The organism is Enterobacter cloacae complex sp. 402C9 (assembly GCF_050030745.1).
GTDB lineage: Bacteria > Pseudomonadota > Gammaproteobacteria > Enterobacterales > Enterobacteriaceae > Enterobacter > Enterobacter intestinihominis.
The window spans coordinates 1,355,049-1,379,772 of the sequence record NZ_JBLGUW010000001.1; the positions used below are offsets into that span (position 1 = coordinate 1,355,049).

A 24,724-nucleotide genomic window follows, 5' to 3' on the forward strand; every position below is an offset into this window, starting at 1 on the left:
GTTTCCTCCCGCGCTTAGCCAACGACCAGATTCAGCAGTTTACCGGGTACGTAGATCACTTTACGTACGGTAACGCCCTCAAGGTATTTCGCGACCAGATGCTCCTGGCCTGCGCGCTCGCGAACCTGTTCTTCGGTTGCGTCGACCGCGACGGTAATTTTACCGCGCACTTTACCGTTAACCTGCACCACAACCAGCGTGGTGTTTTCCACCATAGCGGATTCATCCGCCACTGGCCACGGCGCGTTGTCGATATCCCCTTCGCCTTTCAGCTCCTGCCACAGGGTGAAGCTAACGTGCGGCGTGAACGGGTTCAGCATGCGAACGACCGCCAGCAGCGCTTCGCGCATTAACGCGCGATCCTGCTCGCCGTCCTGCGGGGCTTTTGCCAGCTTGTTCATCAGTTCCATAATAGCCGCAATTGCGGTATTGAAGGTCTGACGACGACCAATATCATCGGTGACTTTCGCAATGGTTTTATGAACATCACGACGCAGCGCCTGCTGATCTTCGCTCAGTGCAGCCACGTTCAGCGCTGGCGCATCACCTTGTGAGGTGTGCTCGTAAACCAGTTTCCAGACGCGTTTCAGGAAGCGGTTTGCCCCTTCAACGCCGGATTCCTGCCATTCCAGCGTCATATCTGCCGGGGAGGCGAACATCATGAACAGACGCACGGTGTCAGCGCCGTAACGCTCAACCATCACCTGCGGGTCGATACCGTTATTTTTAGACTTGGACATCTTGCTCATGCCGGTATAAACCAGTTCATGACCTTCGGCGTCTTTCGCCTTCACGATACGGCCTTTCTCGTCGCGCTCCACAATCGCATCAACCGGAGAAACCCAGTTACGTTCACCGTTCGCGCCAACGTAGTAGAACGCATCTGCCAGCACCATACCCTGACACAGCAGCTGTTTTGCCGGTTCGTCGGAGTTGACCAGGCCTGCGTCACGCATCAGTTTGTGGAAGAAGCGGAAGTAGAGCAGGTGCATGATGGCGTGTTCAATGCCACCGATATAGATGTCTACCGGCAGCCAGTAGTTTGCAGCATCGGAATCCAGCATGCCTTCTTTGTACTGCGGGCAGGTGTAGCGCGCATAGTACCAGGAGGATTCCATAAAGGTGTCAAAGGTGTCGGTTTCACGCAGCGCTGGCTGACCGTTGACGGTGGTTTTTGCCCACTCAGGATCGGCTTTGATCGGGCTGGTGATGCCGTCCATGACCACGTCTTCCGGCAGGATCACCGGCAGTTGATCTTCCGGCGTTGGCATCACGGTGCCGTCTTCCAGGGTCACCATTGGGATTGGCGCACCCCAGTAACGCTGACGGGAAACGCCCCAGTCGCGCAGACGGTAGTTCACTTTACGCTCGCCCACGCCCAGGGATGCCAGTTTGTCGGCAATGGCGTTGAAGCCCTCTTCGAAGCTCAGGCCGCTGAACTCACCGGAGTTAAACAGGGTGCCTTTTTCAGTCAGCGCTTGCTCAGAGAGATCGGGTTCAGAGCCGTCAGCAGCAAGAATAACAGGCTTGATGGTCAGGCCGTATTTGGTGGCAAATTCGTAGTCGCGCTGATCGTGACCCGGCACGGCCATCACGGCGCCTGTGCCGTATTCCATCAGTACGAAGTTGGCGGCCCAGACAGGTATCGCTTCGCCCGTCAGCGGGTGGATCGCTTTGAAGCCGGTATCAACGCCTTTTTTCTCCATCGTCGCCATGTCGGCTTCGGCCACTTTCGTGTTGCGGCATTCGTCGATAAAGGTCGCCAGCTCCGGATTGTTTTCCGCCGCTTTTTGCGCCAGCGGATGACCTGCGGCCACGGCCAGGTAGGTCGCGCCCATGAAGGTGTCCGGACGGGTGGTGTAGACGGTCAGCGTCTGGTCGTAGTTTTCTACGTTAAAGGTAATTTCCACACCTTCGGAACGGCCGATCCAGTTGCGCTGCATGGTCTTAACGGTGTCAGGCCAGTGATCCAGATTATCCAGATCGTTCAGCAGTTCGTCAGCGTAGGCGGTGATTTTGATAAACCACTGCGGGATCTCTTTACGTTCTACTTTGGTGTCACAGCGCCAGCAGCAGCCATCGATAACCTGCTCGTTCGCGAGAACGGTCTGGTCGTTCGGGCACCAGTTAACGGCGGACGTTTTCTTGTAGACCAGGCCTTTTTTATACAGCTCGGTGAAGAACTTCTGCTCCCAGCGGTAGTATTCCGGGGTACAGGTTGCCAGCTCGCGGCTCCAGTCATAGCCAAAGCCCAGCATTTTCAGCTGGTTTTTCATGTACGCGATGTTGTCGTACGTCCACGGAGCCGGTGCCGTGTTGTTTTTCACCGCCGCGCCTTCAGCAGGCAGGCCGAACGCATCCCAGCCGATAGGCTGAAGTACGTTTTTGCCCAGCATACGCTGGTAGCGTGCAATCACGTCACCGATGGTGTAGTTACGCACGTGGCCCATGTGTAGTCGACCAGAAGGATAGGGAAGCATCGACAGGCAGTAATACTTCTCTTTGCTCTCGTCTTCGGTTACTTCAAAGGTGCGCTTCTCGTCCCAGTGTTGCTGGACTTTTGATTCTATCTCTTCCGGGCGGTATTGCTCTTGCATGGCAGCCAGTGGTCCTGTGTTCAATACAGCTACAAATGTAGCCAATGGATGTGGTAATTCAGATCCGCATAGCATAGCCCAAACGCCCGCGTCAAAACAGCCTTTCACGCAAATGCACTTTGCAGGAATTTACCGGGTCTGTGCTTCACCTGACAAAGCGGCGACGAAATAAGGTCTATTATTAGAGACAGTTACTTACCCGGGAGGCAAAATGATGAACAAGGTTGCTCAATTTTACCGTGAACTGGTAGCGACTCTGACGGAAAGGCTGCGTAACGGCGAGCGTGATATCGACGCGTTGGTCGAACAGGCACGCGCACGCGTGACGCAAACGGGTGAGTTATCGCGAACCGAAGTGGAAGAGGTGACGCGCGCCGTGCGCCGCGACCTGGAAGAGTTTGCGCGAAGCTATGAAGAGAGCCAGGACGAAATCGCCGACAGTGTTTTTATGCGGGTAATTAAAGAGAGCCTGTGGCAGGAGCTGGCGGATATTACCGATAAAACCCAACTGGAGTGGCGCGAGGTATTCCAGGATTTAAACCACCACGGTGTCTATCACAGCGGCGAAGTGGTGGGGCTGGGGAACCTGGTGTGTGAGAAGTGCCACCACCATATCGCCGTTTATACGCCGGAGGTGCTGTCGCTGTGTCCGAAATGCGGGCACGACCAGTTCCAGCGTCGGCCGTTTGAGCCGTAGGTAAAAGCAAAACGGCAACGTCGTTGCCGTTTTTAGTGTCTGCTCCCTCTCCCTGTGGGTGAGGGCATCAGGCCGCAGAATAATAAGCCAGCCTCTCCGCCAGCAAATCCACAAACGCTTTCCGATCGATATCCACCATCACTGTGGTATTCGGCTTGTTTCCCGTCAGCGAGTAATAGTCCACCACCGTCATTCCCTGGGTATATTTCCCCTGTGTTTCCACACCAACCCAACGCTCGACCGTGGTAAACATTTCCGGCTTCAGTAGCCAGGCGATGGTGCATGGGTCATGCAACGGGGCGCCGTGGAATCCCCACTTCTCGGCTTTGTGATACACCATAAAGAAATCGAGCAGCTCTGCCACGGTTGTTGCAACCGGGTTACCCACAGTACGAAATCGTTCGATGTCCTGCGCCATAATTTGTGCGCGGTGGGTAACGTCCAGCCCCGCCATCACAATCGGCAGGCCCGACTGGAAGACGATTTCTGAGGCTTCCGGGTCAACAAAGATGTTGAACTCCGCGGCTGGCGTCCAGTTCCCCAGCCCCATTGCCCCGCCCATGATGACGATACGGGCGATATTGCTGTGCAGTTCAGGATGGCTGTTCAGCAGCAGCGCTACGTTGGTCTGTGGGCCGGTCGCCACCAGCGTCACGGGCTCTGCGCTTTCACGCAGAACTTTCGCCATGAGCTCGACGGCAGTGCAGTTTTGTGGTGCGAAACCCGGCTCCGGCAGCGCCGGGCCATCCAGCCCACTTTCACCGTGAACGTTATCCGCAATGATCAGCTCGCGCATTAGCGGCTTAATGGCGCCACCTGCGACCGGAATATCGGTGCGTTTTAGCAGCGTTAACATGCGCAACACGTTTCGCAGGGTTTTATCCGGCGTCTGGTTCCCTGCAGAGGAGGTGACAGCTTTTACGTCCAGTTCAGGGGAGGCAAGAGCAAGGACGAGTGCGATTGCGTCATCATGACCAGGATCGCAGTCGAGAATAATAGGCTGTGCCATGGCGTTCTCCATTCTTAGCATTATTTGTGACAAGGTTAACGCTGCGATGTGACGCCGAATAGAAAAAGAGATCTAAAGCGTGAAGCAGTGCGCAATCCACAGATTGCGCACTAAAAAGATTAATGCAGGATTTTGGCGAGGAAGTCTTTTGCACGTTCAGATTTAGGATTTGCGAAGAACTCTTCTTTCGGTGAGTCTTCAACAATTTTCCCTTCATCCATGAAGATCACACGGTTGGCCACTTTACGGGCGAAGCCCATTTCGTGCGTCACCACCATCATGGTCATCCCTTCGTGCGCCAGTTCCACCATAACGTCCAGCACTTCGTTGATCATCTCAGGATCGAGCGCGGACGTCGGCTCATCAAACAGCATCGCCACCGGATCCATGCACAGCGCACGCGCGATTGCCACGCGCTGCTGTTGGCCACCTGAAAGCTGCGCCGGGAACTTATCCGCATGTGCAGACAGCCCGACGCGTTCCAGCAACTTCAGTCCCTTTTCACGCGCCGCTTTTTTGTCGCGCTTCAGCACTTTCACCTGCGCCAGCGTCAGGTTCTCAATGATGGAGAGGTGAGGAAACAGCTCAAAATGCTGGAACACCATCCCAACGTGGGAGCGAAGCTGGGCAAGGTTGGTTTTGCGGTCATTCACTTTGGTGCCGTTAACGACAATCTCGCCCTGCTGGACAGGTTCCAGCCCATTAACGGTTTTGATAAGCGTCGACTTACCGGAGCCGGACGGGCCACATACCACCACCACATCGCCTTTTTTCACTTCTGTTGAGCAGTCGGTCAGCACCTGAAAGTGCCCATACCATTTAGAAACATTTTTCAGGGAAATCATTATACGGTCCTTTTCTTCAGCCAGCTGACCAACAGCGATGCGCTTAAACTAATCACAAAATAGACCCCGCCCGCGAAGAGGATCATCTCAACCTGCGTTCCGTCACGTTCGCCAATGGTGGAGGCGGTACGGAAGAAGTCTGCCAGGCTCAGCACGTAGACCAGGGAGGTATCCTGGAACAGGACGATGCCCTGCGTCAGCAACAGCGGAACCATGGCGCGAAACGCCTGCGGCAGAATAATGAGCTTCATGGACTGCCAGTGCGTCATACCGAGCGCCAGCGCAGCGCTGGACTGCCCGCGCGAGATACTCTGAATACCTGCGCGGATGATCTCGGAGTAGTAGGCGGCTTCAAACATGGAGAATGCCACCATGGCAGAGATCAGGCGGATATCGGTTTTCGGCGACAGTCCCAGCACGTTCTGTAAAAAGCCGGGAACAATCAGGTAAAACCACAACAGCACCATGACCAGTGGAATGGAGCGGAACACGTTAACGTAAGCCGTAGCAAACCAGGCGAGCGGTTTAAAGCTCGACAGGCGCATCACTGCCAGCAGGGTGCCCCAGACAATACCGACGATAATGGCGATTACGGTGATCTTTAAGGTGATCGCCAGGCCATCCAGCAGATAAGGCATGGAGGGAACAATGGAACTCCAGTCAAATTCGTACATTATTTGCCCCCCAGATTGCCCGGCAGGCGTACTTTGCGTTCAACCAGGTTCATCACCAGCATGATGAAAGCGTTAATCAGAACATAGGCGAGCGTGATTGCCGTGAAGGATTCCCATGCGTGAGCGGAGTAATCCAGCAGTTTGCCCGCCTGCGCCGCCATATCTACCAGACCAATGGTTGAGGCGATGGCCGAGTTTTTTACCAGGTTCATCATCTCGGAGGTCATCGGCGGAACGATGACGCGGTAAGCGTTAGGCAGCAGTACGTAACGGTAGGCTTGTGGCAGGGTCAGGCCCATCGCCAGTGCCGCATTCTTTTGTCCGCGTGGCAGTGACTGTATGGCGGCACGCACCTGCTCGCAGACGCGCGCAGCGGTGAACAGTCCCAGACACAGCATGGAGGAGACAAAGAATTGTACGTTAGGATCCAGCTCGGCCTTGAACCACATGCCGAGATCTTCCGGCAGCAGTTCCGGGATCACCAGATACCAGGTAAAGAACTGCACGATCAGCGGAACGTTACGGAACAGTTCCACATAGAGCGTGCCAATCGAAGAGAGAAAACGGTTAGGGACGGTACGCAGAATACCGAACAGCGAACCGACAAGAAACGCGATAATCCACGCCGTTATCGATAACGCAACGGTAACCTGAAAGCCGCTCCACAGCCAGCCGAGATAGGTGGTGTTGCCGAACGGGGCTTGTTGCAGAAAGATGCCCCAGTTCCAGTCAATTGACATAGTAAACTCCAGAAAAAAGAGGGTAGCAGCGCTACCCTCGAAGATTGGTGAGAAGCTCAATTTTTGCGCTGAGTGGGGAACGACCACTCAACGTATAGTCTGTCCATGCTTCCCGACAATCGAGAGGGCAGGAGATCCCGCCCCTGTCGTTCTAGTTAGTTAAGAGCTTTGTCGTTTGGTGATTTGAACAGCGCTTTCATGTCGTCAGACAGTTCAAAGTTCATGTTCAGGTTTTTTGGTGGAATTGGGTTCTTGAACCATTTGTCGAACCATTTTGCCGCTTCGCCAGAGGTTTGCGCTTGAGCGATGGTGTCATCGATCAGCTTTTTGAAGCCTTCATCGCCTTTACGCAGCATACAGCCGTAAGCTTCTTTCGACTGCGCAGTCCCGACGATTTCCCAGTTGTCTGGTTTCTTCGCCTTGGCGCGCTCGCCTGCCAGCAGAGCGTCATCCATCATAAACGCAACGGCACGACCGCTTTCCAGGGTACGGAAGGAGTCGCCGTGATCTTTCGCGCTGATGATGCGCATGTCCATTTTCTTCTCGTCGTTCAGCTTGTGCAGCAGCACTTCGGACGTGGTACCGGAGGTCACGACAACCGCTTTGCCTTTCAGGTCAGCAAAATCTTTGATATCGCCGCCTTTCTTCGTCAGCAGGCGGGTGCCTACAACGAAGATGGTGTCCGAGAAAGCGGCCTGTTTCTGACGCTCAAGGTTGTTGGTGGTTGAGCCACATTCAAAATCAAATGTGCCGTTTTGCAGCAGAGGAATACGGTTCTGTGAAGTGATGGGGATCAGCTTCACTTGCAGGTCAGGTTTGTTCAGCTTTTTCTTCACGGCTTCAACGATGGCGTTGGAGTAATCCTGTGAATAGCCCACGACTTTTTGCGTGTTGTCGTAGTAAGAGAACGGGACAGAAGATTCACGGTGGCCGACCACGATCACGCCGTTTTTGGCAATCTTGTCGAGAGTGCTTCCTGCTGCCGGAGCGTCTTCAGCGTGAACGATGCCCGCAGACATTCCCATAACCAGCATTGCTGTGGCCAGTTTACGTAATTGCATACCCAACTCCTTTCTTATCAGCGCCAGTGACGCTTTGATACCCATTGTGATGTTGTTATATCTCGCGCAATGCGAGTGCAGTGTTATACAAGCTTGTTAACATTTAGTCTGGCTTAATGTAAAGATTTTGCTGCGTTATTGTTTATTTTTGCGAAGCACGCCGCACCATTCAGAGGCAATAATCTCTCGTTGCACCGTTTCGGTGCTACCGGAGATCCATGCTGGTGCGACAAGGTTGCACGTTAAGCCAGACAGCGTTTGCGTAATTAAACAAAGCAACAGGCGTGCCAGAATTGAATTTTAGGAGGAAATTGTCGGGTGGCGGCTGCGCCGGAGAGTAGGCCGGGTAAGGCGTAGCCGCCACCCGGCAACAGAAGGCCAGGTTATCTACGACGCTGACGCAGGCTCATCACTACGGCGGCAAAACCGAACAGCGTGGTCAGGATCCACAGCGCCCAGTTCCCGGTGCGCGCATAAGGCGTCAGGCCCGTAGCTGGCGTCACTTTCGTGGTCAGCACCTCACGGGTGAACTGCGGGATCATGGCCTGGATTTCACCCTGCGGGCCAATCACGGCGGTGATGCCGTTATTGGTGCTGCGCAACAGCGGACGTGCCAGCTCCAGAGAACGCATTCGTGCCATCTGGAAGTGCTGCCACGGGCCGATCGATTTACCGAACCACGCATCGTTTGAGATGGTCAGCAGATAGTCGGTGTCCGGGCGGAAGTTATCGCGCACCTGCTCGCCGAGGATAATCTCGTAGCAAATAGCGGCCGTCAGGGCAAACCCGTGCGCATGCAGCTGCGGCTGAACGTAAGGGCCCCGGCTGAATGAGGACATCGGCAGGTCAAAGAACGGTGCCAGTGGGCGCAGAATAGACTCCAGCGGAACAAACTCGCCAAACGGTACAAGGTGATTTTTGTTGTAACGATTGGTGGAGGTATAGCTGTATTCGCTGTCCTTACCGAGCGTAATGATCGTGTTGTACGTGTCATAGCGGTTCTGCTGATTGAGACGCGCATCCACAATTCCGGTAATCAGCGTACTGCCGCGCGCGCGCAGCAGATCGTCCATCATCTTCAGGAAGGGCTGCTGATTGATCTCCAGATCCGGGATCGCAGACTCAGGCCAGATGATGAGCTGCGATTTGCCCATCACCTTTTCAGTGGCGTTGGCGTAGATTTTCAGCGTGTTCAGCAGCTGATTCTCATCCCATTTCAATGACTGCGGGATATCGCCCTGTATCAACGATACCTGCGTGGCGCGCGCGGGCTCCAGCGTGAACCACTGGATATAACGCAGTGGGAAAGGCAGGGCAAACAGGATTAACGCGGCAACCAGCGGCTTCCAGTTACGTGTCACCAGAGCCAGCACCAGCAGGCCGCTGACCGCCATGAGCAGGAAGTTAATCGCCTCCACGCCCATGACGGGAGCCAGACCTTTCAGCGGGCCGTCCACCTGGCTATAGCCGAACTGCAACCACGGGAAGCCGGTCAGTACCCAGCCGCGCAGAAATTCGGTGATTTGCCAGACAACGGGAGCCGCTATCGCGACGCGCAGCCAGGTCGTTTTAGGCCACAGACGAGATAGAATACCGGCGAACAGGCCAGTGTAGAGCGAAAGATAGGCGGCGAGCAGCACAACCAGGAAGACGTTAACCGGCCCCGGCATTCCGCCAAATTGCGCGATACTGACGTAGACCCAGTTGATACCAGAGCCAAACAGCCCCAGCCCCCAGAAGTAGCCTATGGCCGCGGCCTGTACCGGACGACGATTCAGGGTAAGACCCTGTAGCCCCATCAGGGAGAGAATAGCGGCTGGCCAGATATCGTAAGGAGAAAAAGCCAGCGTACCGCTGGCTCCGAGTAACAGCGCCAGCAGCAAACGGACGCGCTGGCGTTCAAAGAGTGGGGCAAATGCCATTTACATTAATCTTCCAGTTTTGGCACCGGTGAGTCGTCCGGCATTCTGACATGAACCTGAATAATACGTCGGCTGTCAGCCATTGCGACCTTGAACTGGTAACCATCGATGTCAACGGTTTCACCGCGGGCCGGAAGATGGCCGAAGGCCTGCATCACCAGACCACCAATGGTGTCCACTTCTTCATCGCTGAAGCTGGTGCCAAAGGTGTCATTGAAGTCTTCAATGGAGGCCAGCGCGCGCACGGTCCAGGTGTGGCGGCTCAGCTGACGGAAGTCGATATCCTCTTCTTCGTCATACTCATCTTCGATTTCGCCCACGATCAGCTCAAGGATGTCTTCGATTGTGACCAGACCGGAAACGCCACCAAATTCATCAATAACAATCGCCATGTGATAGCGCTGGGAGCGAAACTCCTTCAGCATCCGATCCACACGCTTACTTTCCGGCACAACCACGGCCGGGCGTAACACTTTTTCCATACTGAAGGCTTCGGCATCGCTGCGCATAAACGGCAGCAGATCTTTCGCCATCAAAATCCCTTCGATGTGATCTTTGTCTTCGCTGATGACCGGGAAACGTGAGTGAGCCGATTCGATAATCACATCGAGGCACTCGTCCAGCGTCTGGTTGCGTTTCAGGGTAATCATCTGCGAGCGGGGGATCATGATGTCGCGGACGCGCTGGTCGGCGATGTCCATCACCCCTTCGAGCATTTCGCGCGTATCTTCGTCGATAAGGTCGTTCTGCCCGGAATCACGAATCAGCTCCAGCAGTTCGTCACGGTTTTTCGGTTCGCCGTGGAAAAGCTGGTTCAGGATGAGGGAGAAAAATCCCTTTTTAGTGGTTGTCGTGTCGCTACTGTGTGAATTGTCGTCGCTCATGGCGTTTGTTAAGGGTTCTCTTGTTAGTTCAACGTTAACCGCCGCGCTATGTCCCTGCGCGGCGGCATGGTAGTCAGTGACTGACTATTCTTTCTCGGCAATGTACGGATCCTCATAGCCCAGAGCAAGCATTATCTCTGTCTCGAGGGATTCCATCTCTTCCGCTTCGTCATCTTCAATATGGTCGTAACCCAGAAGATGCAGGCTACCGTGCACCACCATGTGTGCCCAGTGCGCTTCCAGCGGCTTTTGCTGCTCTTTGGCTTCCTGCTCAACCACCTGACGGCAGATGATCAGATCGCCCAGCAGCGGCATCTCAATGCCCGGAGGGGCTTCGAACGGGAAAGAGAGCACATTGGTCGGCTTATCTTTCCCGCGATAGGTCAGGTTGAGCTCATGGCTTTCTGCTTCATCCACCAGGCGAATCGTGACCTCTGATTCTTCCTGAAACTGGGGGATAACGGCATCCAGCCATTTCTGAAACTGTGCCTCTTCTGGCATGCCGGAATTATCTTCACAGGCCAGCTGTAAATCGAGGATCACCTGACTCATTTCTGTTCATGCTCCTGCGCTTCGCGCTTACGTTCTGCGGCCAGCTCGGCCCTGCGCTTCTGATCTGCCTCTTCCCAGGCCTCATAAGCGTTAACGATACGCGCGACCACCGGGTGGCGTACCACATCTTCACTGTGGAAGAAGTTAAAGCTGATTTCGTCTACCTCGGCCAGCACTTCGATGGCGTGACGCAGACCCGATTTGGTGTTACGCGGCAGGTCAATCTGGGTGACGTCACCGGTAATAACCGCTTTCGAGTTAAAGCCAATACGCGTCAGGAACATCTTCATCTGTTCAATGGTGGTGTTCTGGCTCTCATCCAGAATGATGAACGCGTCGTTAAGTGTACGCCCACGCATGTAGGCCAGCGGAGCCACTTCAATCACGTTACGCTCGATGAGCTTTTCAACTTTCTCGAAGCCGAGCATTTCGAACAGCGCGTCGTACAGCGGGCGCAGGTAGGGGTCCACTTTCTGACTTAAATCGCCCGGCAGGAAGCCGAGTTTCTCACCGGCTTCTACAGCAGGGCGGGTCAGCAGGATACGGCGGATCTCCTGACGCTCAAGCGCATCGACAGCAGCAGCAACGGCCAGATAGGTTTTACCCGTACCCGCCGGACCCACGCCAAAGGTGATGTCATGGTCGAGAATGTTGGCGATGTACTGTGCCTGGTTCGGGGTACGAGGCTTAATCACGCCGCGTTTGGTTTTGATGTTGATGGCTTTGCCATAGTCCGGCACGCTTTCCGCGCTCTGCTCAAGCACGCGCGCCTCTTTGATGGCCAGGTGGATCTGTTCAGGTTCAATATCCTGGATCTCACCGCGCATCGGGGCGGTATCAACATACAGGCTGCGGAGAATATCTGCCGCGGCGTTGACGCAGATTGGGCGTCCGGTGAGTTTGAAATGGTTATCGCGACGATTGATTTCGATACCCAGACGTCGCTCCAGTTGTTTGATGTTGTCATCAAACGGCCCGCACAGGCTCAGCAGGCGAGCGTTGTCTGCGGGCTCAAGGCTAATTTCACGCGTATCTATGTTCAAACTGTTCCTCTTTATTTGGTTAACTGACCCGTGGCCACACGGCGTAATAAAACGGTCATTACCGAAATTATTCACGCCATAGAATAAAGGCGCAAGCGTTGCGGTAGATATTGGGGGTGATGAGAGGAAATACAAGGCCTGCCGGACAGGCAGGCCAGAGGGATCAGGGCTGGTAAATACCTACGCCAGAATCGTTGACTTTACGGGTGCGAGAGATAACGGATTCCGGAGTCTGTGCAATACGCAGACCCATTTCGTCCTCAGTGCGTACCACCTTCCCGCGCAGCGAGTTCGTGAGCACTTCGACAATCTCGACGTCCACAAACTTACCAATCATGTCCGGGGTGCCTTCAAAATTCACCACGCGGTTATTTTCGGTTCGACCAGACAGTTCCATGATGCTCTTACGGGAAGTGCCTTCCACCAGAATACGCTGGACAGTGCCGAGCATTCGACGGCTCCAGGCGTTGGCCTGCTGGTTGATACGCTCCTGCAAAATATACAGACGCTGCTTTTTCTCTTCTTCCGGCACATCGTCAACCATATCGGCCGCTGGGGTGCCCGGGCGTGCTGAGAAGATGAAGCTGTAGCTGACGTCGAAATTCACCTCGCCGATGAGCTTCATGGTGCGCTCGAAGTCATCAGCGGTTTCGCCAGGGAAGCCGACGATAAAGTCGGAGCTAATCTGGATATCCGGGCGCGCTTCACGCAGCTTGCGGATGGTGGACTTATACTCCAGCACCGTATGTGGACGACCCATCAGGTTCAGCACGCGGTCAGAGCCGCACTGGATCGGCAGGTGCAGGAAGCTCACCAGCTCTGGCGTATCGCGATAGACGTCAATAATGTCGTCGGTAAATTCCATCGGATGGCTGGTGGTAAAGCGAATGCGGTCAATGCCGTCAATCGCCGCCACCAGACGCAGCAGTTCAGCAAAGCTGCCAGTGGTGCCGTCGTAGTTTTCCCCGCGCCAGGCGTTCACATTCTGGCCCAGCAGGTTCACTTCGCGAACGCCCTGTGCGGCAAGCTGCGCGATTTCAAACAGGATATCGTCTGCCGGGCGGCTCACTTCTTCACCGCGGGTGTAAGGTACCACGCAGTAAGTACAGTATTTGTTGCAGCCTTCCATGATGGAGACAAAGGCGGTCGGGCCATCAGCGCGCGGCTCTGGCAGACGGTCAAATTTCTCGATCTCCGGGAAACTCACGTCAACCACCGGGCTACGGCTGCCGCGAACCTGATTAATCATCTCTGGCAGGCGGTGAAGGGTCTGAGGGCCAAAAACGATATCCACATAGGGGGCTCTCTGGCGGATCAGCTTACCTTCCTGCGATGCGACGCAGCCACCCACGCCAATGATCAGGTCCGGATTTTTCCGTTTGAGAAGCTTCCAGCGGCCTAACACATGAAAGACTTTTTCCTGTGCTTTTTCACGAATTGAACAGGTGTTCAGCAGCAGCACATCGGCTTCTTTCGCATTTTCAGTCAGCTGGTATCCGTGGGTGGTATCCAGCAGATCGGCCATCTTCGATGAATCGTATTCGTTCATCTGACAGCCCCAGGTTTTTATATGGAGTTTTTTAGTCATCGACTTGCTCAGCTCAGGATTGCAAGCCGCGTATTGTAATGCTTTGGTGCGGTTGTGACCAGTATGAAGGTTGTCAACCTCAGGGCCGCAAAAATCCGGTAAACTTAAGGTATTCTCCAATAAGGAATAGTGACCATGACACTCCTGAACACCGAAGTTGCCGTTGTTGGCGGCGGTATGGTCGGCGGCGCACTGGCGCTGGGGCTGGCGCAGCAGGGATTTGACGTAACCGTTATTGAACAGGCGGCTCCGCCGGCATTCGATCCTGCCAGCCAACCGGACGTGCGTATTTCCGCCATCAGCGCGTCCTCTGTTGATCTGCTTCGCGGGCTGGGCGTCTGGGAGGCGGTGCTGGCGATGCGCGCGCACCCTTACAGCCGTCTTGAAACCTGGGAGTGGGAAAATGCTCACGTCTCGTTTGACGCCGCCGAGCTGAAACTGCCGCGTCTGGGCTATATGGTGGAAAACAACGTGCTCCAGCAGGCGCTCTGGCAGGCGCTGGAGGCGCACCCGAAGGTGACGCTGCGTGTTCCGGACTCGCTGAAAGCCCTGCATCGTCATGAAGGTGGATATCTCCTGACGCTGGATAACGACGATGAGCTAGCCGTGAAGCTGGTGGTGGGGGCGGATGGCGCGAACTCGCAGGTCAGGCAGATGGCAGGCATTGGGATCCATGCCTGGCAGTATCAGCAATCCTGCATGCTGATCACCGTGCAGTCAGAAAACGCGCCGGGCGAAAGCACCTGGCAGCATTTTACGCCGAACGGCCCGCATGCATTCTTACCGTTGTTTGATAACTGGGCTTCGCTGGTGTGGTACGACAAGCCGGCGCGCATTCGACAGTTGCAGGGGCTGTCCATGGATCAGTTGCAGCGCGAAATCCGCCAGCACTTCCCGCGCCGTCTGGGTAACGTGACCCCGGTTGCCGCTGGCGCATTCCCGCTGATGCGACGCCATGCGTTGCAGTATGCCCGTGAAGGGCTGGCCCTGGTGGGAGACGCGGCGCACACCATTCATCCGCTGGCGGGGCAGGGGGTTAACCTGGGATACCGTGACGTCGATGCGTTACTGGATGTGCTGGGTAACGCTCGCGCCCACGCGGAAGCCTGGGCCAGCCATGAGGTACTGAAGCGCTACCAGACGCGCCGTATGGCGGATAACTTCATTATGCAGTCGGGGATGGATCTGTTCTATGCCGGGTTCAGCAATGATGTTGGCCCGGTGCGGATATTGCGCAATATTGGATTGATGGCAGCGGAACGTGCCGGTGGTCTGAAGCGTCAGGCACTGAAATACGCCCTCGGACTCTAATCTTTATTCCCTCTCCCCGTGGGCTGAGGGTTCCCCACAAATTAATGCGAGCACTGAGCAATCCCCTCGCCCCTCCGGGGAGAGGGTTAGGGTGAGGGGAATATACGGCGGTGGTGGTCATTCCGTTCACTTTATGTTCCTTACTACTCTGTAACGACATGACCGGTGAACGTGCCAGGGTGGCTCAGTCGCCACCACCCTGGCGACCCGGGCTCCCGGCGGTAAATCGCCGCTTCGCGGTGCCCTCGGCTTATTCCTTCCGGCTTATCGGGTACGGGCGGAGGCAACGTCCCTGTAAAGCCGCCCTCTCGGCGCATCCCTGCGCCTCGCCCCGGCCGGAAGGCAAACGCCTCAGCGATTTACAGCCGGACCAGGGCATCGCTGACAGCCCTCAGTCATTTAGAAAGCAACTTTATTGCTTCTGCATAAAAAAATTACTGGGGATCCCTCAGCCCCGTGGGAGAGGGTTAGGGTGAGGGCATCAGGCCGCACTATTCTGAGCAACAAAAACAAAAAAGCCCGCAGAGCGGGCTTGTTTGTTTTAAGTGGCTGGGGTGCAGGGATTCGAACCCCGGAATGCTGGTATCAGAAACCAGAGCCTTACCGCTTGGCGACACCCCAATTGCGTTAAACAAACTGCTTAACGACTTTAAAGTGGCTGGGGTACGAGGATTCGAACCTCGGAATGCCGGAATCAGAATCCGGTGCCTTACCGCTTGGCGATACCCCAACAATGTTCAGTTTACCGAATCGTATTCGATAACATAAATATGGTGGCTACGACGGGATTCGAACCTGTGACCCCATCATTATGAGTGATGTGCTCTAACCAACTGAGCTACGTAGCCAGTACTGCAATCTTCGATGGCTGGGGTACCTGGATTCGAACCAGGGAATGCCGGTATCAAAAACCGGTGCCTTACCGCTTGGCGATACCCCAATACCGCGGAGAACCGCATGATCGAAGAAATATGGCTGGGGTACCTGGATTCGAACCAGGGAATGCCGGTATCAAAAACCGGTGCCTTACCGCTTGGCGATACCCCATCCGTGCAACGCTTACCTGGGAATGGTGCGGGAGGCGAGACTTGAACTCGCACACCTTGCGGCGCCAGAACCTAAATCTGGTGCGTCTACCAATTTCGCCACTCCCGCAAAAAAGATGGTGGCTACGACGGGATTCGAACCTGTGACCCCATCATTATGAGTGATGTGCTCTAACCAACTGAGCTACGTAGCCATCTTTTTTTCGCGTTACCTTATCGGCGTTGCGGGGCGCATTATGCGTATAGACCCTTGCAGCGTCAACACCTTTTTCAATGAAAATAGCCGGAATGTGACTGTTTGGTTAGGTTGCGAACAGCGAGGCCGAATATTCGACAATTATTGGTTATTAATCGATTTTATGCGGAGAAAAGAGAGGCAAAAAAATCAGGCCCCGGAGGGCCTGATGATACTCTGAACATTATTTATAGGCAGACTGGTGAACGCCCACCGCGCGTCCTGACGGATCGTTCATGGCTTTGAATGATTCATCCCATTCAATGGCTTTAGCAGAAGAGCAGGCGACCGATGGACCACCCGGTACGCACTCGGCTGCACTTGGAACCGGGAACAGCTCCTCAAAGATCTCACGGTACAAATACGCTTCTTTCGAGGCTGGCGTGTTGTACGGGAAGCGGAAGCTCGCAGTTTCCAGTTGTTGATCAGAAACCTGTTTTGCCGCCACCTCTTTCAAGGTGTCGATCCAGCTGTAACCTACGCCATCGGAGAACTGCTCTTTCTGACGCCACGCCACGCTCGCCGGCAGGTAGGATTCAAAACATTCACGCAGGATATGTTTCTCCATTTTGCCGTTGCCGCACATTTTGTCCTGCGGGTTGATGCGCATCGCCACATCGAGGAATTTCTTATCGAGGAACGGCACGCGGGCTTCCACACCCCAGGCGGACATCGCTTTGTTGGCGCGCGCGCAGTCAAACATGTGCAGCGCCTGTAGCTTACGCACCGTTTCTTCATGCAGCTCTTTGGCGTTTGGCGCTTTGTGGAAATAGAGATAACCGCCAAACACTTCGTCAGAACCTTCGCCGGAGAGCACCATCTTGATGCCCATCGCTTTGATCTTCCGCGACATCAAATACATCGGCGTGGAGGCGCGAATGGTGGTCACATCATAGGTTTCAATGTGATAGATCACATCGCGGATCGCATCCAGACCTTCCTGTACGGTGAAGTGAATTTCATGGTGCACCGTGCCGAGATGGTTCGCCACTTCCTGGGCGGCTTTCAGGTCAGGTGCCCCTTCCAGACCCACGGCAAAGGAGTGCAGCTGCGGCCACCAGGCTTCAGAGCGCTCCTGATCTTCCACGCGACGTGCGGCGAATTTCTTGGTAATCGCGGAGATCACGGAGGAGTCCAGACCGCCGGAGAGCAGTACGCCATAAGGTACGTCTGACATCAGGTGGCTTTTCACTGACTCTTCCAGGGCCTGACGCAGTTCGGCTTTGTCCGTCACGTTGTCTTTCACCGCTTCATAATCAAACCAGTCGCGCTGATAGTACGGGCGGATCTCGCCGTCTTTACTCCACAGGTAGCTACCTGCCGGGAACTCTTTGATGGTGCGGCACACCGGTACCAGGGCTTTCATCTCTGAGGCAACGTAGAAGTTACCGTGTTCATCGTGTCCCATGTACAGCGGGATAATACCAATATGGTCGCGGCCAATCAGGTAAGCGTCTTTTTCGCTGTCGTACAGCGCGAAGGCGAACATACCTTGCAGGTCGTCGAGGAACTCCGGGCCTTTCTCCTGATACAGCGCCAGGATCACTTCGCAGTCTGAGCCGGTCTGAAACGCGTAGCGATCGCCGTACTCAGCGCGCAGCGCCTGATGGTTGTAAATTTCACCGTTAACAGCCAGCGCGTGCGTTTTTTTCTCGTTATACAGCGGCTGTGCGCCAGCGTTGACATCAACAATGGAAAGACGTTCGTGAGCCAGAATCGCTTTATCGCTGGCGTAAACGCCTGACCAGTCCGGACCGCGATGGCGCATCAGGCGGGACAATTCGAGTGCTTTTTTACGCAGTTCGCCCGCGTCAGTTTTAATATCCAGTACGCCAAAAATAGAACACATAACCTTCTCCGTTAACCCTGTTGCGTTGTGATGTTGCTTGCTTATGAAAATGCCGCAAAAAGGGGAGGGGGCGCAAGCGTTTTACCGATGAAAACGTAAAAAGTGCAATGGCAATTGCCGAATCTTAAAAAAAGAGTATGCATTAAGCCATTCTATTGATGATTTCTCAATGAAGAGCTGATTTCGTTAGATGAAGTGATATTTTCAGGCGGCAGAAATGAAAAACCACGCCCTGGGGCGTGGTTCTGAATCAAATAACGTCGATTTCGTCGACAGAGGGGTAAATCCAGCTTGGCCGGAACGGCATCGTATCAATGTCATCAAGCTGTGAAACGCCAGAAAGCACCAGGATGGTTTCAAGCCCCGCCTGGAAGCCAGCCAGAATATCGGTACGCAGGTTGTCGCCCACGATGACGGTTTCTTCTGAGTGTGCCTGCATCGTATTCAGTGCGGCGCGGATGATCCACGGGCTCGGTTTACCGACAACAAACGGCTTACGACCCGAGATTTTTTCGATACCGGCGCACAGCGCACCGCAGGCGGGATAAAAACCACGACCATGCGTATCCGGGTTAGTGGCGATAAAACGTGCACCATTGGCGACAAAGTAGGCTGCTTTATGCATCATCTCCCAGTTAAAGGAGCGCGTTTCGCCCACGATGACAAAGTCCGGATTCACGTCGGTGATGGTGAAGCCCGCTTTATACAGCTCGTGGATCAGCGCGCCTTCGCCAACCACGTAGGCTTTTTTGCCTTCCTGACGCTTCAGGAAATCCGCGGTCGCCATCGCAGAGGTATAAAACACGCTGTCCGGGACGTTGACACCCGCGGTAGCAAAGCGATTTGCCAGATCCTGACCAGTCTGTGAAGGGTAGTTCGTGAGAAGAACCAGTGGCATTCCTTTGTCGATGATGCGGTGAAGAAACTCCGCAGCACCTGGCACGGCAACGTTGTCGTGCATCAGCACGCCGTCGATATCACAAATTACATTCTTAATGGTCATGGACAATCCGACATCAAAAAAAGAAGGCGTTACTATAAGGTCCGATCAGGATTCCAGCAAATGTTGCAGCAGGATCCCGTTGAGCATGGCACGTTTTACCAGGGCGAATGCGCCAATTGCCGAGCGGTGATCGAGCGTAGATCGCACCACCGGCAAATTCTGGCGAAATGCCTTCAGCGCCTGGGTATTGATGCAGCCTTCAATGGCAGGCAGTAATACTTTTTCGGCTTCAACGATCTCGCCGGCAATCACCACTTTTTGCGGATTAAACAGGTTGATGGCAATGGCGATGGTCTTACCCAGGTGGCGTCCTACCTGTTCGATCACTTCGCAGGCCAGCGCATCGCCTTTGTTTGCCGCTTTGCAGATGGCACCGATCTTACAGTCGCCCAGCGTGACGCGGCTCTGATAACCCTGCTCCAGCAGGTGGCGGACGCGATGTTCAATGGCGGCATTGGCGGCAACGGTTTCAAGACAGCCAAAGTTACCGCAGTGGCAGCGCTCGCCAAGCGGTTCCACCTGGATATGACCGATCTCGCCTACGTTACCGTTACGACCAATAAAAATGCGGCCATTCGAGATGATACCCGCACCTGTACCACGGTGAACGCGCACCAGAATAGAGTCTTCGCAGTCCTGGCTCGCACCAAAGTAGTGCTCCGCCAGCGCCAGCGAGCGGATATCGTGACCAACAAAGCAGGTCAGCTTGAAGCGTTTTTCCAGCGCCTCAACCAGCCCCCAGTTCTCTACCTTAATGTGCGGCATGTAGCGAATAACGCCGCTTTCCGGGTCAACCAGACCGGGTAAAATCACCGAGATGGCGATGAGTTCACGGATCTTGCGCTGACAGCTTTCGATAAACTGCGCAATGGTATTCAGTAACGCGTGTTCGAGCGTCTCCTGCGTGCGCTCAGGAAGGGGGTAATGCTCTTCGGCAATGGCCTTGCTGCTCAGATCGTAGAGCGTAAGCGTGGTGTCATGACGTCCTAAGCGAACGCCAATGGCCTGAAAATTGCGGGTTTCAGTGACGATGGAAATCGCGCGGCGGCCGCCGGTGGAGGCCTGCTGATCCACTTCTTTGATCAGGCCGCGCTCAATAAGCTGACGTGTAATTTTTGTCACGCTGGCGGGAGCAAGCTGGCTTTGTTCGGCTATCTGAATGCGTGAGATTGGCCCGTGCTGGTCAATCAGGCGATAAACTGCCGCGCTGTTAAGTTGTTTAACGAGATCGACATTACCGATTTGAGCTTGTCCGCCTGGTGTCATACTTTTACTTACTCAGTGACGACCTCGTTACCATTAACGATGGTCTTAATAATTTTATAATCGTGTGTGAACGCCGTCAGGTTTGCAACCATACCTGGCGCAATACCGCCGAGCTGTTTATCGACGCCAATAGCGCGCGCCGGATAAAGCGTGGCCATGCGCAGCACTTCCTCAAGCGCAATGCCGCAATGTTCAACGAGGTTACGTACCCCTTCGATCATCGTCAGAGAAGAACCGCTCAGCGTGCCGTTCTCATCCACACACAGTCCATTCCGGTAGTATATTGTTTTACCAGCAAAAATGAACTGGTCAATATTCGCTCCTGCCGGAGCGGTAGCATCCGTGACCAGGCAGAGCTTGTCGCCTTTAAGGCGCTTGGCGTTGCGGATGTTGGTGTAATCGACATGCAAGCCGTCGGCGATAATGCCGCAGTAGACGTCTGGTTCATCCAGAATTGCGCCAACGAGTCCCGGTTCGCGACCGGTAATATACGGCATCGCGTTATAAAGGTGTGTGGCAAATGTAATGCCTGCGCGGAAACCGGCCTTCGCCTCTTTAAGCGTCGCGTTCGAATGGCCCGCAGATACCACAATCCCGGCGGCGGCCAGTTTGCTGATAACGTCCGTGCCGGTCATTTCCGGTGCCAGCGTCACTTTGGTGATCACATCGGCATTGGCGCACATGTAATCCACCAGCTCGGCATCCGGTTTGCGCACGTAGTTCGGGTTATGGGTGCCTTTCTTGACCATATTCAGCCATGGTCCTTCCAGGTGCAGACCCAGCGCCTGATTCGGATGTTTTGCCAGGTATTCGCGCATGACGCGGATACCCTGTTTCATCAGGTCATCGCTGCTGGTAATCAGCGTTGGCAGATAGCTGGTGCAGCCCGATTTCTCGTTGGCTTTTTGCATGATTTCCAGCGTTTCAACCGTTACCGCCTCTGCGGTATCGTTAAACTGGACACCGCCGCAGCCGTTAAGCTGTACGTCGATGAAACCGGGGGAGATTACTGCTCCATTGAGGGAACGTTGTTCGATCTCCGGCGGCAGTTCCGCCAGCGGGCAAACACGTTCAATCAGGCCATTGGCGATTACAATCGCATGGTCATCCAGAATTTCATGGCCGGTATAAATCCGACCGTGGGTTAAAGCGTACATATCGACCCCCGGTTAAAAAAGCGACCGCCCCTGATAAAAGAGGCGGTTATTCAATTACAGACCTTTAATGTTCTCAGCTTCCAGCTCGTTGAAGTATTTCAGCGTTTTCACTTTCAGCTCCATGGTGGACGGTTCGTCACACACGACAACCGCTTTTGGATGCAACTGTAAGCAGCTGATCGTCCACATATGGTTCACGTTGCCTTCAACGGCAGCCTGAAGCGCTTGCGCTTTCACTGCGCCCAGCACCAGAATCATCACTTCTTCGGCATCCAGCAGTGTACCCACACCCACGGTCAGCGCATATTTCGGCACCTGATTGACGTCGCCGTCAAAGAAGCGGGAGTTAGCCACACGCGTGTCATGGGTCAACGTTTTAATACGGGTACGGGAAGCCAGTGAAGATGCCGGTTCGTTGAACGCGATATGACCATCGTTGCCTACGCCGCCCATAAACAGGTGGATTTTACCGTAGGAACGGATTTTTTCTTCATACTGACGGCATTCTGCGTCAATATCAGGCGCGTTTCCATTCAGCAGGTTAATGTTTTCAGCCGGAATATCAACGTGATCGAAGAAATTACGGTGCATAAAGCTGTGGTAACTTTCCGGATGTTCCTTTGGCAGGCCGACATATTCGTCCATGTTGAAGGTCACAACATGTTTAAAGCTAACCTGGCCCGCTTTGTGCATTTCAACCAAAGCCTTATACGCGGTCAGGGGAGTACCACCGGTTGGAAGACCGAGTACGAAAGGACGATCGGCTGTTGGTTTGAACGCGTTGATGCGGTTAACGATATGACGAGCAGCCCATTTTCCGACTTGTTCAGCTGTTGCCAGGGGAATCAGTCTCATTATTCACCTCTAAAGTTTAAGTAAAAGTGGGCGGATGATTAGTGCAACCTGAACTAAGCGTAACCTGGAACCTTTCAGGCCGGATCAATCCGTCTTGATTTTTTGAATGATAAAATAAGTTTTCGTGGTTAGCCAGTGAAAGGGAGGGTTTAATACGATATTTGGTGACAATAATCACAAAAAATAGGTGTTTAATTTGCGATACGAATTAATTTTTCACACACTCACACTGCCAGTGAATCATCAACAGTATCTATCGTTCGTGACACAATAAAAACATAGTTTATGCGCGAGTCTTAACAAAGGGTCTCGTAGGGGGAATAGGATGAATATTTTAGGTTTTTTCCAGCGCCTCGGTAGGGCTTTGCAGCTCCCTATCGCCGTGCTACCGGTTGCAGCATTGCTGCTGCGATTCGGGCAACCCGATCTTCTTAATGTGCCGTTTATTGCCCAGGCAGGCGGCGCCATTTTTGACAACCTTGCGCTGATTTTCGCCATCGGCGTGGCGTCAAGCTGGTCAAAAGACAGCGCCGGTGCTGCGGCACTGGCAGGGGCGGTAGGTTACTTCATCCTCACGAAAGCGATGGTAACCATCAACCCGGAAATCAACATGGGTGTACTGGCGGGTATCATTACCGGTCTGGTCGGTGGCGCCGTGTACAACCGCTGGGCGGGTATCAAACTGCCTGACTTCCTGAGCTTCTTCGGCGGTAAACGTTTTGTGCCGATTGCGACGGGCTTTTTCTGTCTGATCCTCGCCGCCATCTTTGGCTACGTTTGGCCACCGGTTCAGCATGCTATCCATGCGGGTGGCGAGTGGATCGTGTCTGCGGGCGCAATGGGCGCGGGCATCTTCGGTTTCATTAACCGTCTGCTGATCCCAACCGGTCTGCATCAGGTACTGAACACCATCGCCTGGTTCCAGATTGGTGAGTTCACCAACGCGGCTGGCGCGGTATTCCACGGTGATATCAACCGCTTCTACGCAGGCGACGGCACCGCGGGCATGTTCATGTCCGGCTTCTTCCCAATCATGATGTTTGGTCTGCCTGGCGCCGCGCTGGCAATGTACCTGGCTGCGCCGAAAGCGCGTCGCCCAATGGTTGGCGGGATGCTGCTGTCCGTTGCGATCACCGCCTTCCTGACCGGCGTGACCGAGCCACTGGAATTCCTGTTCATGTTCCTGGCTCCGCTGCTGTATCTGATGCACGCGATCCTGACCGGTATCAGCCTGTTCGTTGCCACCCTTCTGGGTATCCATGCAGGCTTCTCCTTCTCCGCAGGCGCTATCGACTATGTGTTGATGTACAACCTGCCGGCGGCAAGCAGCAACGTCTGGATGCTGGTGGTGATGGGCCTGATCTTCTTCGTTATCTACTTCGTTCTGTTCAGCGCGGTTATTCGTATGTTTAACCTGAAGACGCCGGGCCGCGAAGATACGAAAGATGATGTTGTGACCAGTGAAGCCAACAGCAATACCGAAGAGGGTTTAACCCAGCTGGCAACTAGCTATATTGCCGCTGTGGGTGGCACCGACAACCTGAAAGCGATCGATGCCTGTATTACCCGTCTGCGTCTGACCGTGGGCGACTCCGCGCGCGTGAGCGATGCAATGTGCAAACGCCTTGGTGCGTCTGGTGTGGTGAAGCTGAACAAACAAACCATCCAGGTTATCGTGGGTGCGAAAGCCGAATCTATCGGCGATGAAATGAAAAAAGTGGTTGCCCGTGGGCCGGTCGCTGCCGCCTCAACGGATAACGCGCCAGTGGCTGACACGCCGGTTGCAAAACCGCAGGCTGTGCCAAATGCGGTGACCATCGCTGCGCTGGTTTCTCCGGTGACAGGTGACGTTGTTGCGCTTGAGCAGGTGCCTGACGAAGCATTCGCCAGCAAAGCGGTTGGTGATGGCGTGGCGGTGAAACCAACGGACAAAACCGTGGTCTCTCCGGCAGCCGGTACTATCGTGAAAATCTTCAACACCAACCACGCGTTCTGCCTGGAAACGGAAAAAGGCGCGGAGATCGTTGTCCATATGGGTATCGATACCGTTGCGCTGAACGGTCAGGGCTTTACTCGCCTGGTGGAAGAGGGCGCTGAAGTGGCGGCAGGCCAGCCGATTCTGGAAATGGATCTGGAGTTCCTGAACGCCAACGCGCGCTCCATGATAAGCCCGGTAGTGTGCAGCAACATCGACGACTTCAGCGGTCTGGTGATCCAGGCGCAGGGGCAGGTAGTTGCAGGCCAAACGCAACTGTATGAGATTAAAGGCAAGTAATCGCTCCTGAGTAGAGTTATGCCTTTAGCGGCGGGGGATATCCTCCGCCGCTTTTTTTTGCAGCAATTGCCCCCATTATTTTCTTCCGGGACGTTTTAAGGGTTGTCACTACGTC

General features: G+C 54.5%; 19 protein-coding genes and 7 tRNA genes. 3 read left to right on the plus strand and 23 right to left on the minus strand.

Features of this window, described 5'->3' with window-relative positions:
• Positions 1-14 precede the first annotated feature (14 nt).
• Entirely contained in the window at positions 15-2,597 is a 2,583-nt protein-coding gene (leuS, locus tag ACQG1K_RS06445; RefSeq protein ID WP_015571136.1) for a leucine--tRNA ligase, read from the minus strand.
• Positions 2,598-2,811: 214 nt separating this feature from the next.
• Here leuS and ACQG1K_RS06450 point away from each other — a divergent pair, with 214 nt between their 5' ends.
• A complete protein-coding gene (locus ACQG1K_RS06450) occupies positions 2,812-3,294 on the plus strand; it encodes a zinc ribbon-containing protein (protein WP_032621827.1) in 483 nt (160 codons plus the stop codon).
• Between the two features lie 67 nt (positions 3,295-3,361).
• Here the strand turns inward: ACQG1K_RS06450 and rihA are convergent, their stop codons facing one another.
• The 10 genes from rihA to miaB form a co-directional block, all read right to left on the minus strand.
• Positions 3,362-4,303 carry a pyrimidine-specific ribonucleoside hydrolase RihA gene (gene rihA / locus ACQG1K_RS06455; RefSeq protein ID WP_063201377.1) on the minus strand — a complete coding sequence of 314 codons (942 nt, stop codon included), beginning with the start codon at positions 4,301-4,303 and terminating at the stop codon, positions 3,362-3,364.
• Positions 4,304-4,422: 119 nt separating this feature from the next.
• Positions 4,423-5,148 (minus strand): amino acid ABC transporter ATP-binding protein, encoded by a 726-nt coding sequence (locus tag ACQG1K_RS06460; RefSeq protein WP_006809622.1) that lies wholly within the window; start codon positions 5,146-5,148, stop codon positions 4,423-4,425.
• Positions 5,148-5,822 carry a glutamate/aspartate ABC transporter permease GltK gene (gene gltK / locus ACQG1K_RS06465; protein WP_022647437.1) on the minus strand — a complete coding sequence of 225 codons (675 nt, stop codon included), beginning with the start codon at positions 5,820-5,822 and terminating at the stop codon, positions 5,148-5,150. The genes ACQG1K_RS06460 and gltK overlap by 1 nt, the downstream gene beginning before the upstream one ends.
• Positions 5,822-6,562: a glutamate/aspartate ABC transporter permease GltJ gene (gene gltJ / locus ACQG1K_RS06470; RefSeq protein ID WP_015571133.1), complete on the minus strand. Its 741-nt coding sequence runs from the start codon at positions 6,560-6,562 to the stop codon at positions 5,822-5,824. The genes gltK and gltJ overlap by 1 nt, the downstream gene beginning before the upstream one ends.
• Positions 6,563-6,717: 155 nt before the next feature.
• Positions 6,718-7,623 carry an amino acid ABC transporter substrate-binding protein gene (locus ACQG1K_RS06475; protein WP_022647438.1) on the minus strand — a complete coding sequence of 302 codons (906 nt, stop codon included), beginning with the start codon at positions 7,621-7,623 and terminating at the stop codon, positions 6,718-6,720.
• A gap of 383 nt (positions 7,624-8,006) precedes the next feature.
• Positions 8,007-9,545, minus strand: a complete 1,539-nt coding sequence (gene lnt / locus ACQG1K_RS06480; protein WP_367075671.1) for an apolipoprotein N-acyltransferase — start codon at positions 9,543-9,545, stop codon at positions 8,007-8,009.
• A 5-nt stretch (positions 9,546-9,550) separates the two neighbouring features.
• The gene (gene corC, locus ACQG1K_RS06485; RefSeq protein WP_003858679.1) at positions 9,551-10,429 is read right to left on the minus strand and encodes a CNNM family magnesium/cobalt transport protein CorC; all 879 of its coding nucleotides are present in this window, start codon (positions 10,427-10,429) and stop codon (positions 9,551-9,553) included.
• An 84-nt stretch (positions 10,430-10,513) separates the two neighbouring features.
• A complete protein-coding gene (gene ybeY, locus ACQG1K_RS06490) occupies positions 10,514-10,981 on the minus strand; it encodes an rRNA maturation RNase YbeY (RefSeq protein WP_003858677.1) in 468 nt (155 codons plus the stop codon).
• Positions 10,978-12,024 carry a PhoH family protein gene (locus ACQG1K_RS06495; RefSeq protein WP_022647440.1) on the minus strand — a complete coding sequence of 349 codons (1,047 nt, stop codon included), beginning with the start codon at positions 12,022-12,024 and terminating at the stop codon, positions 10,978-10,980. The genes ybeY and ACQG1K_RS06495 overlap by 4 nt, the downstream gene beginning before the upstream one ends.
• Before the next feature lie 163 nt (positions 12,025-12,187).
• Entirely contained in the window at positions 12,188-13,612 is a 1,425-nt protein-coding gene (gene miaB / locus ACQG1K_RS06500) for a tRNA (N6-isopentenyl adenosine(37)-C2)-methylthiotransferase MiaB (RefSeq protein WP_003858672.1), read from the minus strand.
• Positions 13,613-13,747: 135 nt separating this feature from the next.
• Between miaB and ubiF the strand changes: the two genes are divergently transcribed.
• Positions 13,748-14,923, plus strand: a complete 1,176-nt coding sequence (gene ubiF / locus ACQG1K_RS06505) for a 3-demethoxyubiquinol 3-hydroxylase (protein WP_032624659.1) — start codon at positions 13,748-13,750, stop codon at positions 14,921-14,923.
• 546 nt (positions 14,924-15,469) lie between these two features.
• Here ubiF and ACQG1K_RS06510 read toward each other — a convergent pair.
• The 12 genes from ACQG1K_RS06510 to nagB all read right to left on the minus strand — a co-directional run bounded on the left by ACQG1K_RS06510 (position 15,470) and on the right by nagB (position 22,334).
• Positions 15,470-15,544: transfer RNA gene (locus ACQG1K_RS06510), tRNA-Gln, on the minus strand.
• Positions 15,545-15,578: 34 nt separating this feature from the next.
• Positions 15,579-15,653, minus strand: a tRNA-Gln gene (locus tag ACQG1K_RS06515).
• 41 nt (positions 15,654-15,694) lie between these two features.
• A tRNA-Met gene (locus ACQG1K_RS06520) sits at positions 15,695-15,771 on the minus strand.
• A gap of 17 nt (positions 15,772-15,788) precedes the next feature.
• Positions 15,789-15,863 (minus strand) — tRNA-Gln (locus ACQG1K_RS06525).
• Between the two features lie 32 nt (positions 15,864-15,895).
• Positions 15,896-15,970: transfer RNA gene (locus ACQG1K_RS06530), tRNA-Gln, on the minus strand.
• A 23-nt stretch (positions 15,971-15,993) separates the two neighbouring features.
• Positions 15,994-16,078: transfer RNA gene (locus ACQG1K_RS06535), tRNA-Leu, on the minus strand.
• A gap of 8 nt (positions 16,079-16,086) precedes the next feature.
• Positions 16,087-16,163 (minus strand) — tRNA-Met (locus ACQG1K_RS06540).
• Positions 16,164-16,388: 225 nt separating this feature from the next.
• Positions 16,389-18,053: an asparagine synthase B gene (gene asnB / locus ACQG1K_RS06545; protein WP_015571128.1), complete on the minus strand. Its 1,665-nt coding sequence runs from the start codon at positions 18,051-18,053 to the stop codon at positions 16,389-16,391.
• A gap of 250 nt (positions 18,054-18,303) precedes the next feature.
• Positions 18,304-19,056 carry a ribonucleotide monophosphatase NagD gene (gene nagD, locus ACQG1K_RS06550; protein ID WP_003858667.1) on the minus strand — a complete coding sequence of 251 codons (753 nt, stop codon included), beginning with the start codon at positions 19,054-19,056 and terminating at the stop codon, positions 18,304-18,306.
• A gap of 45 nt (positions 19,057-19,101) precedes the next feature.
• Positions 19,102-20,322 carry a DNA-binding transcriptional regulator NagC gene (gene nagC / locus ACQG1K_RS06555; protein ID WP_022647442.1) on the minus strand — a complete coding sequence of 407 codons (1,221 nt, stop codon included), beginning with the start codon at positions 20,320-20,322 and terminating at the stop codon, positions 19,102-19,104.
• Between the two features lie 8 nt (positions 20,323-20,330).
• Positions 20,331-21,479: an N-acetylglucosamine-6-phosphate deacetylase gene (nagA, locus tag ACQG1K_RS06560; protein ID WP_003858664.1), complete on the minus strand. Its 1,149-nt coding sequence runs from the start codon at positions 21,477-21,479 to the stop codon at positions 20,331-20,333.
• 54 nt (positions 21,480-21,533) lie between these two features.
• Positions 21,534-22,334, minus strand: coding sequence for a glucosamine-6-phosphate deaminase (gene nagB / locus ACQG1K_RS06565; protein WP_003858663.1), 801 nt, complete (start codon positions 22,332-22,334; stop codon positions 21,534-21,536).
• 325 nt (positions 22,335-22,659) lie between these two features.
• On the opposite strand from nagB, the gene nagE reads away from it, so the two are divergent.
• Positions 22,660-24,609 (plus strand): PTS N-acetyl glucosamine transporter subunit IIABC, encoded by a 1,950-nt coding sequence (gene nagE, locus ACQG1K_RS06570; protein ID WP_367075666.1) that lies wholly within the window; start codon positions 22,660-22,662, stop codon positions 24,607-24,609.
• The last annotated feature ends 115 nt before the right edge of the window (positions 24,610-24,724 follow it).

What these genes read in the sequence shown, in the direction of transcription:
- lnt (WP_367075671.1), bottom strand. Translation starts at nt 9,545, where the DNA reads ATGGCATTTGCCCCACTCTTTGAACGCCAGCGCGTCCGTTTGCTGCTG.
- corC (WP_003858679.1), bottom strand. Translation starts at nt 10,429, where the DNA reads ATGAGCGACGACAATTCACACAGTAGCGACACGACAACCACTAAAAAG.
- miaB (WP_003858672.1), bottom strand. Translation starts at nt 13,612, where the DNA reads ATGACTAAAAAACTCCATATAAAAACCTGGGGCTGTCAGATGAACGAA.
- gltK (WP_022647437.1), bottom strand. Translation starts at nt 5,822, where the DNA reads ATGTACGAATTTGACTGGAGTTCCATTGTTCCCTCCATGCCTTATCTG.
- gltJ (WP_015571133.1), bottom strand. Translation starts at nt 6,562, where the DNA reads ATGTCAATTGACTGGAACTGGGGCATCTTTCTGCAACAAGCCCCGTTC.
- ubiF (WP_032624659.1), top strand. Translation starts at nt 13,748, where the DNA reads ATGACACTCCTGAACACCGAAGTTGCCGTTGTTGGCGGCGGTATGGTC.
- leuS (WP_015571136.1), bottom strand. Translation starts at nt 2,597, where the DNA reads ATGCAAGAGCAATACCGCCCGGAAGAGATAGAATCAAAAGTCCAGCAA.
- nagA (WP_003858664.1), bottom strand. Translation starts at nt 21,479, where the DNA reads ATGTACGCTTTAACCCACGGTCGGATTTATACCGGCCATGAAATTCTG.
- nagE (WP_367075666.1), top strand. Translation starts at nt 22,660, where the DNA reads ATGAATATTTTAGGTTTTTTCCAGCGCCTCGGTAGGGCTTTGCAGCTC.
- ACQG1K_RS06475 (WP_022647438.1), bottom strand. Translation starts at nt 7,623, where the DNA reads ATGCAATTACGTAAACTGGCCACAGCAATGCTGGTTATGGGAATGTCT.
- nagB (WP_003858663.1), bottom strand. Translation starts at nt 22,334, where the DNA reads ATGAGACTGATTCCCCTGGCAACAGCTGAACAAGTCGGAAAATGGGCT.
- rihA (WP_063201377.1), bottom strand. Translation starts at nt 4,303, where the DNA reads ATGGCACAGCCTATTATTCTCGACTGCGATCCTGGTCATGATGACGCA.
- ACQG1K_RS06450 (WP_032621827.1), top strand. Translation starts at nt 2,812, where the DNA reads ATGAACAAGGTTGCTCAATTTTACCGTGAACTGGTAGCGACTCTGACG.
- asnB (WP_015571128.1), bottom strand. Translation starts at nt 18,053, where the DNA reads ATGTGTTCTATTTTTGGCGTACTGGATATTAAAACTGACGCGGGCGAA.
- ybeY (WP_003858677.1), bottom strand. Translation starts at nt 10,981, where the DNA reads ATGAGTCAGGTGATCCTCGATTTACAGCTGGCCTGTGAAGATAATTCC.
- nagC (WP_022647442.1), bottom strand. Translation starts at nt 20,322, where the DNA reads ATGACACCAGGCGGACAAGCTCAAATCGGTAATGTCGATCTCGTTAAA.
- ACQG1K_RS06460 (WP_006809622.1), bottom strand. Translation starts at nt 5,148, where the DNA reads ATGATTTCCCTGAAAAATGTTTCTAAATGGTATGGGCACTTTCAGGTG.
- nagD (WP_003858667.1), bottom strand. Translation starts at nt 19,056, where the DNA reads ATGACCATTAAGAATGTAATTTGTGATATCGACGGCGTGCTGATGCAC.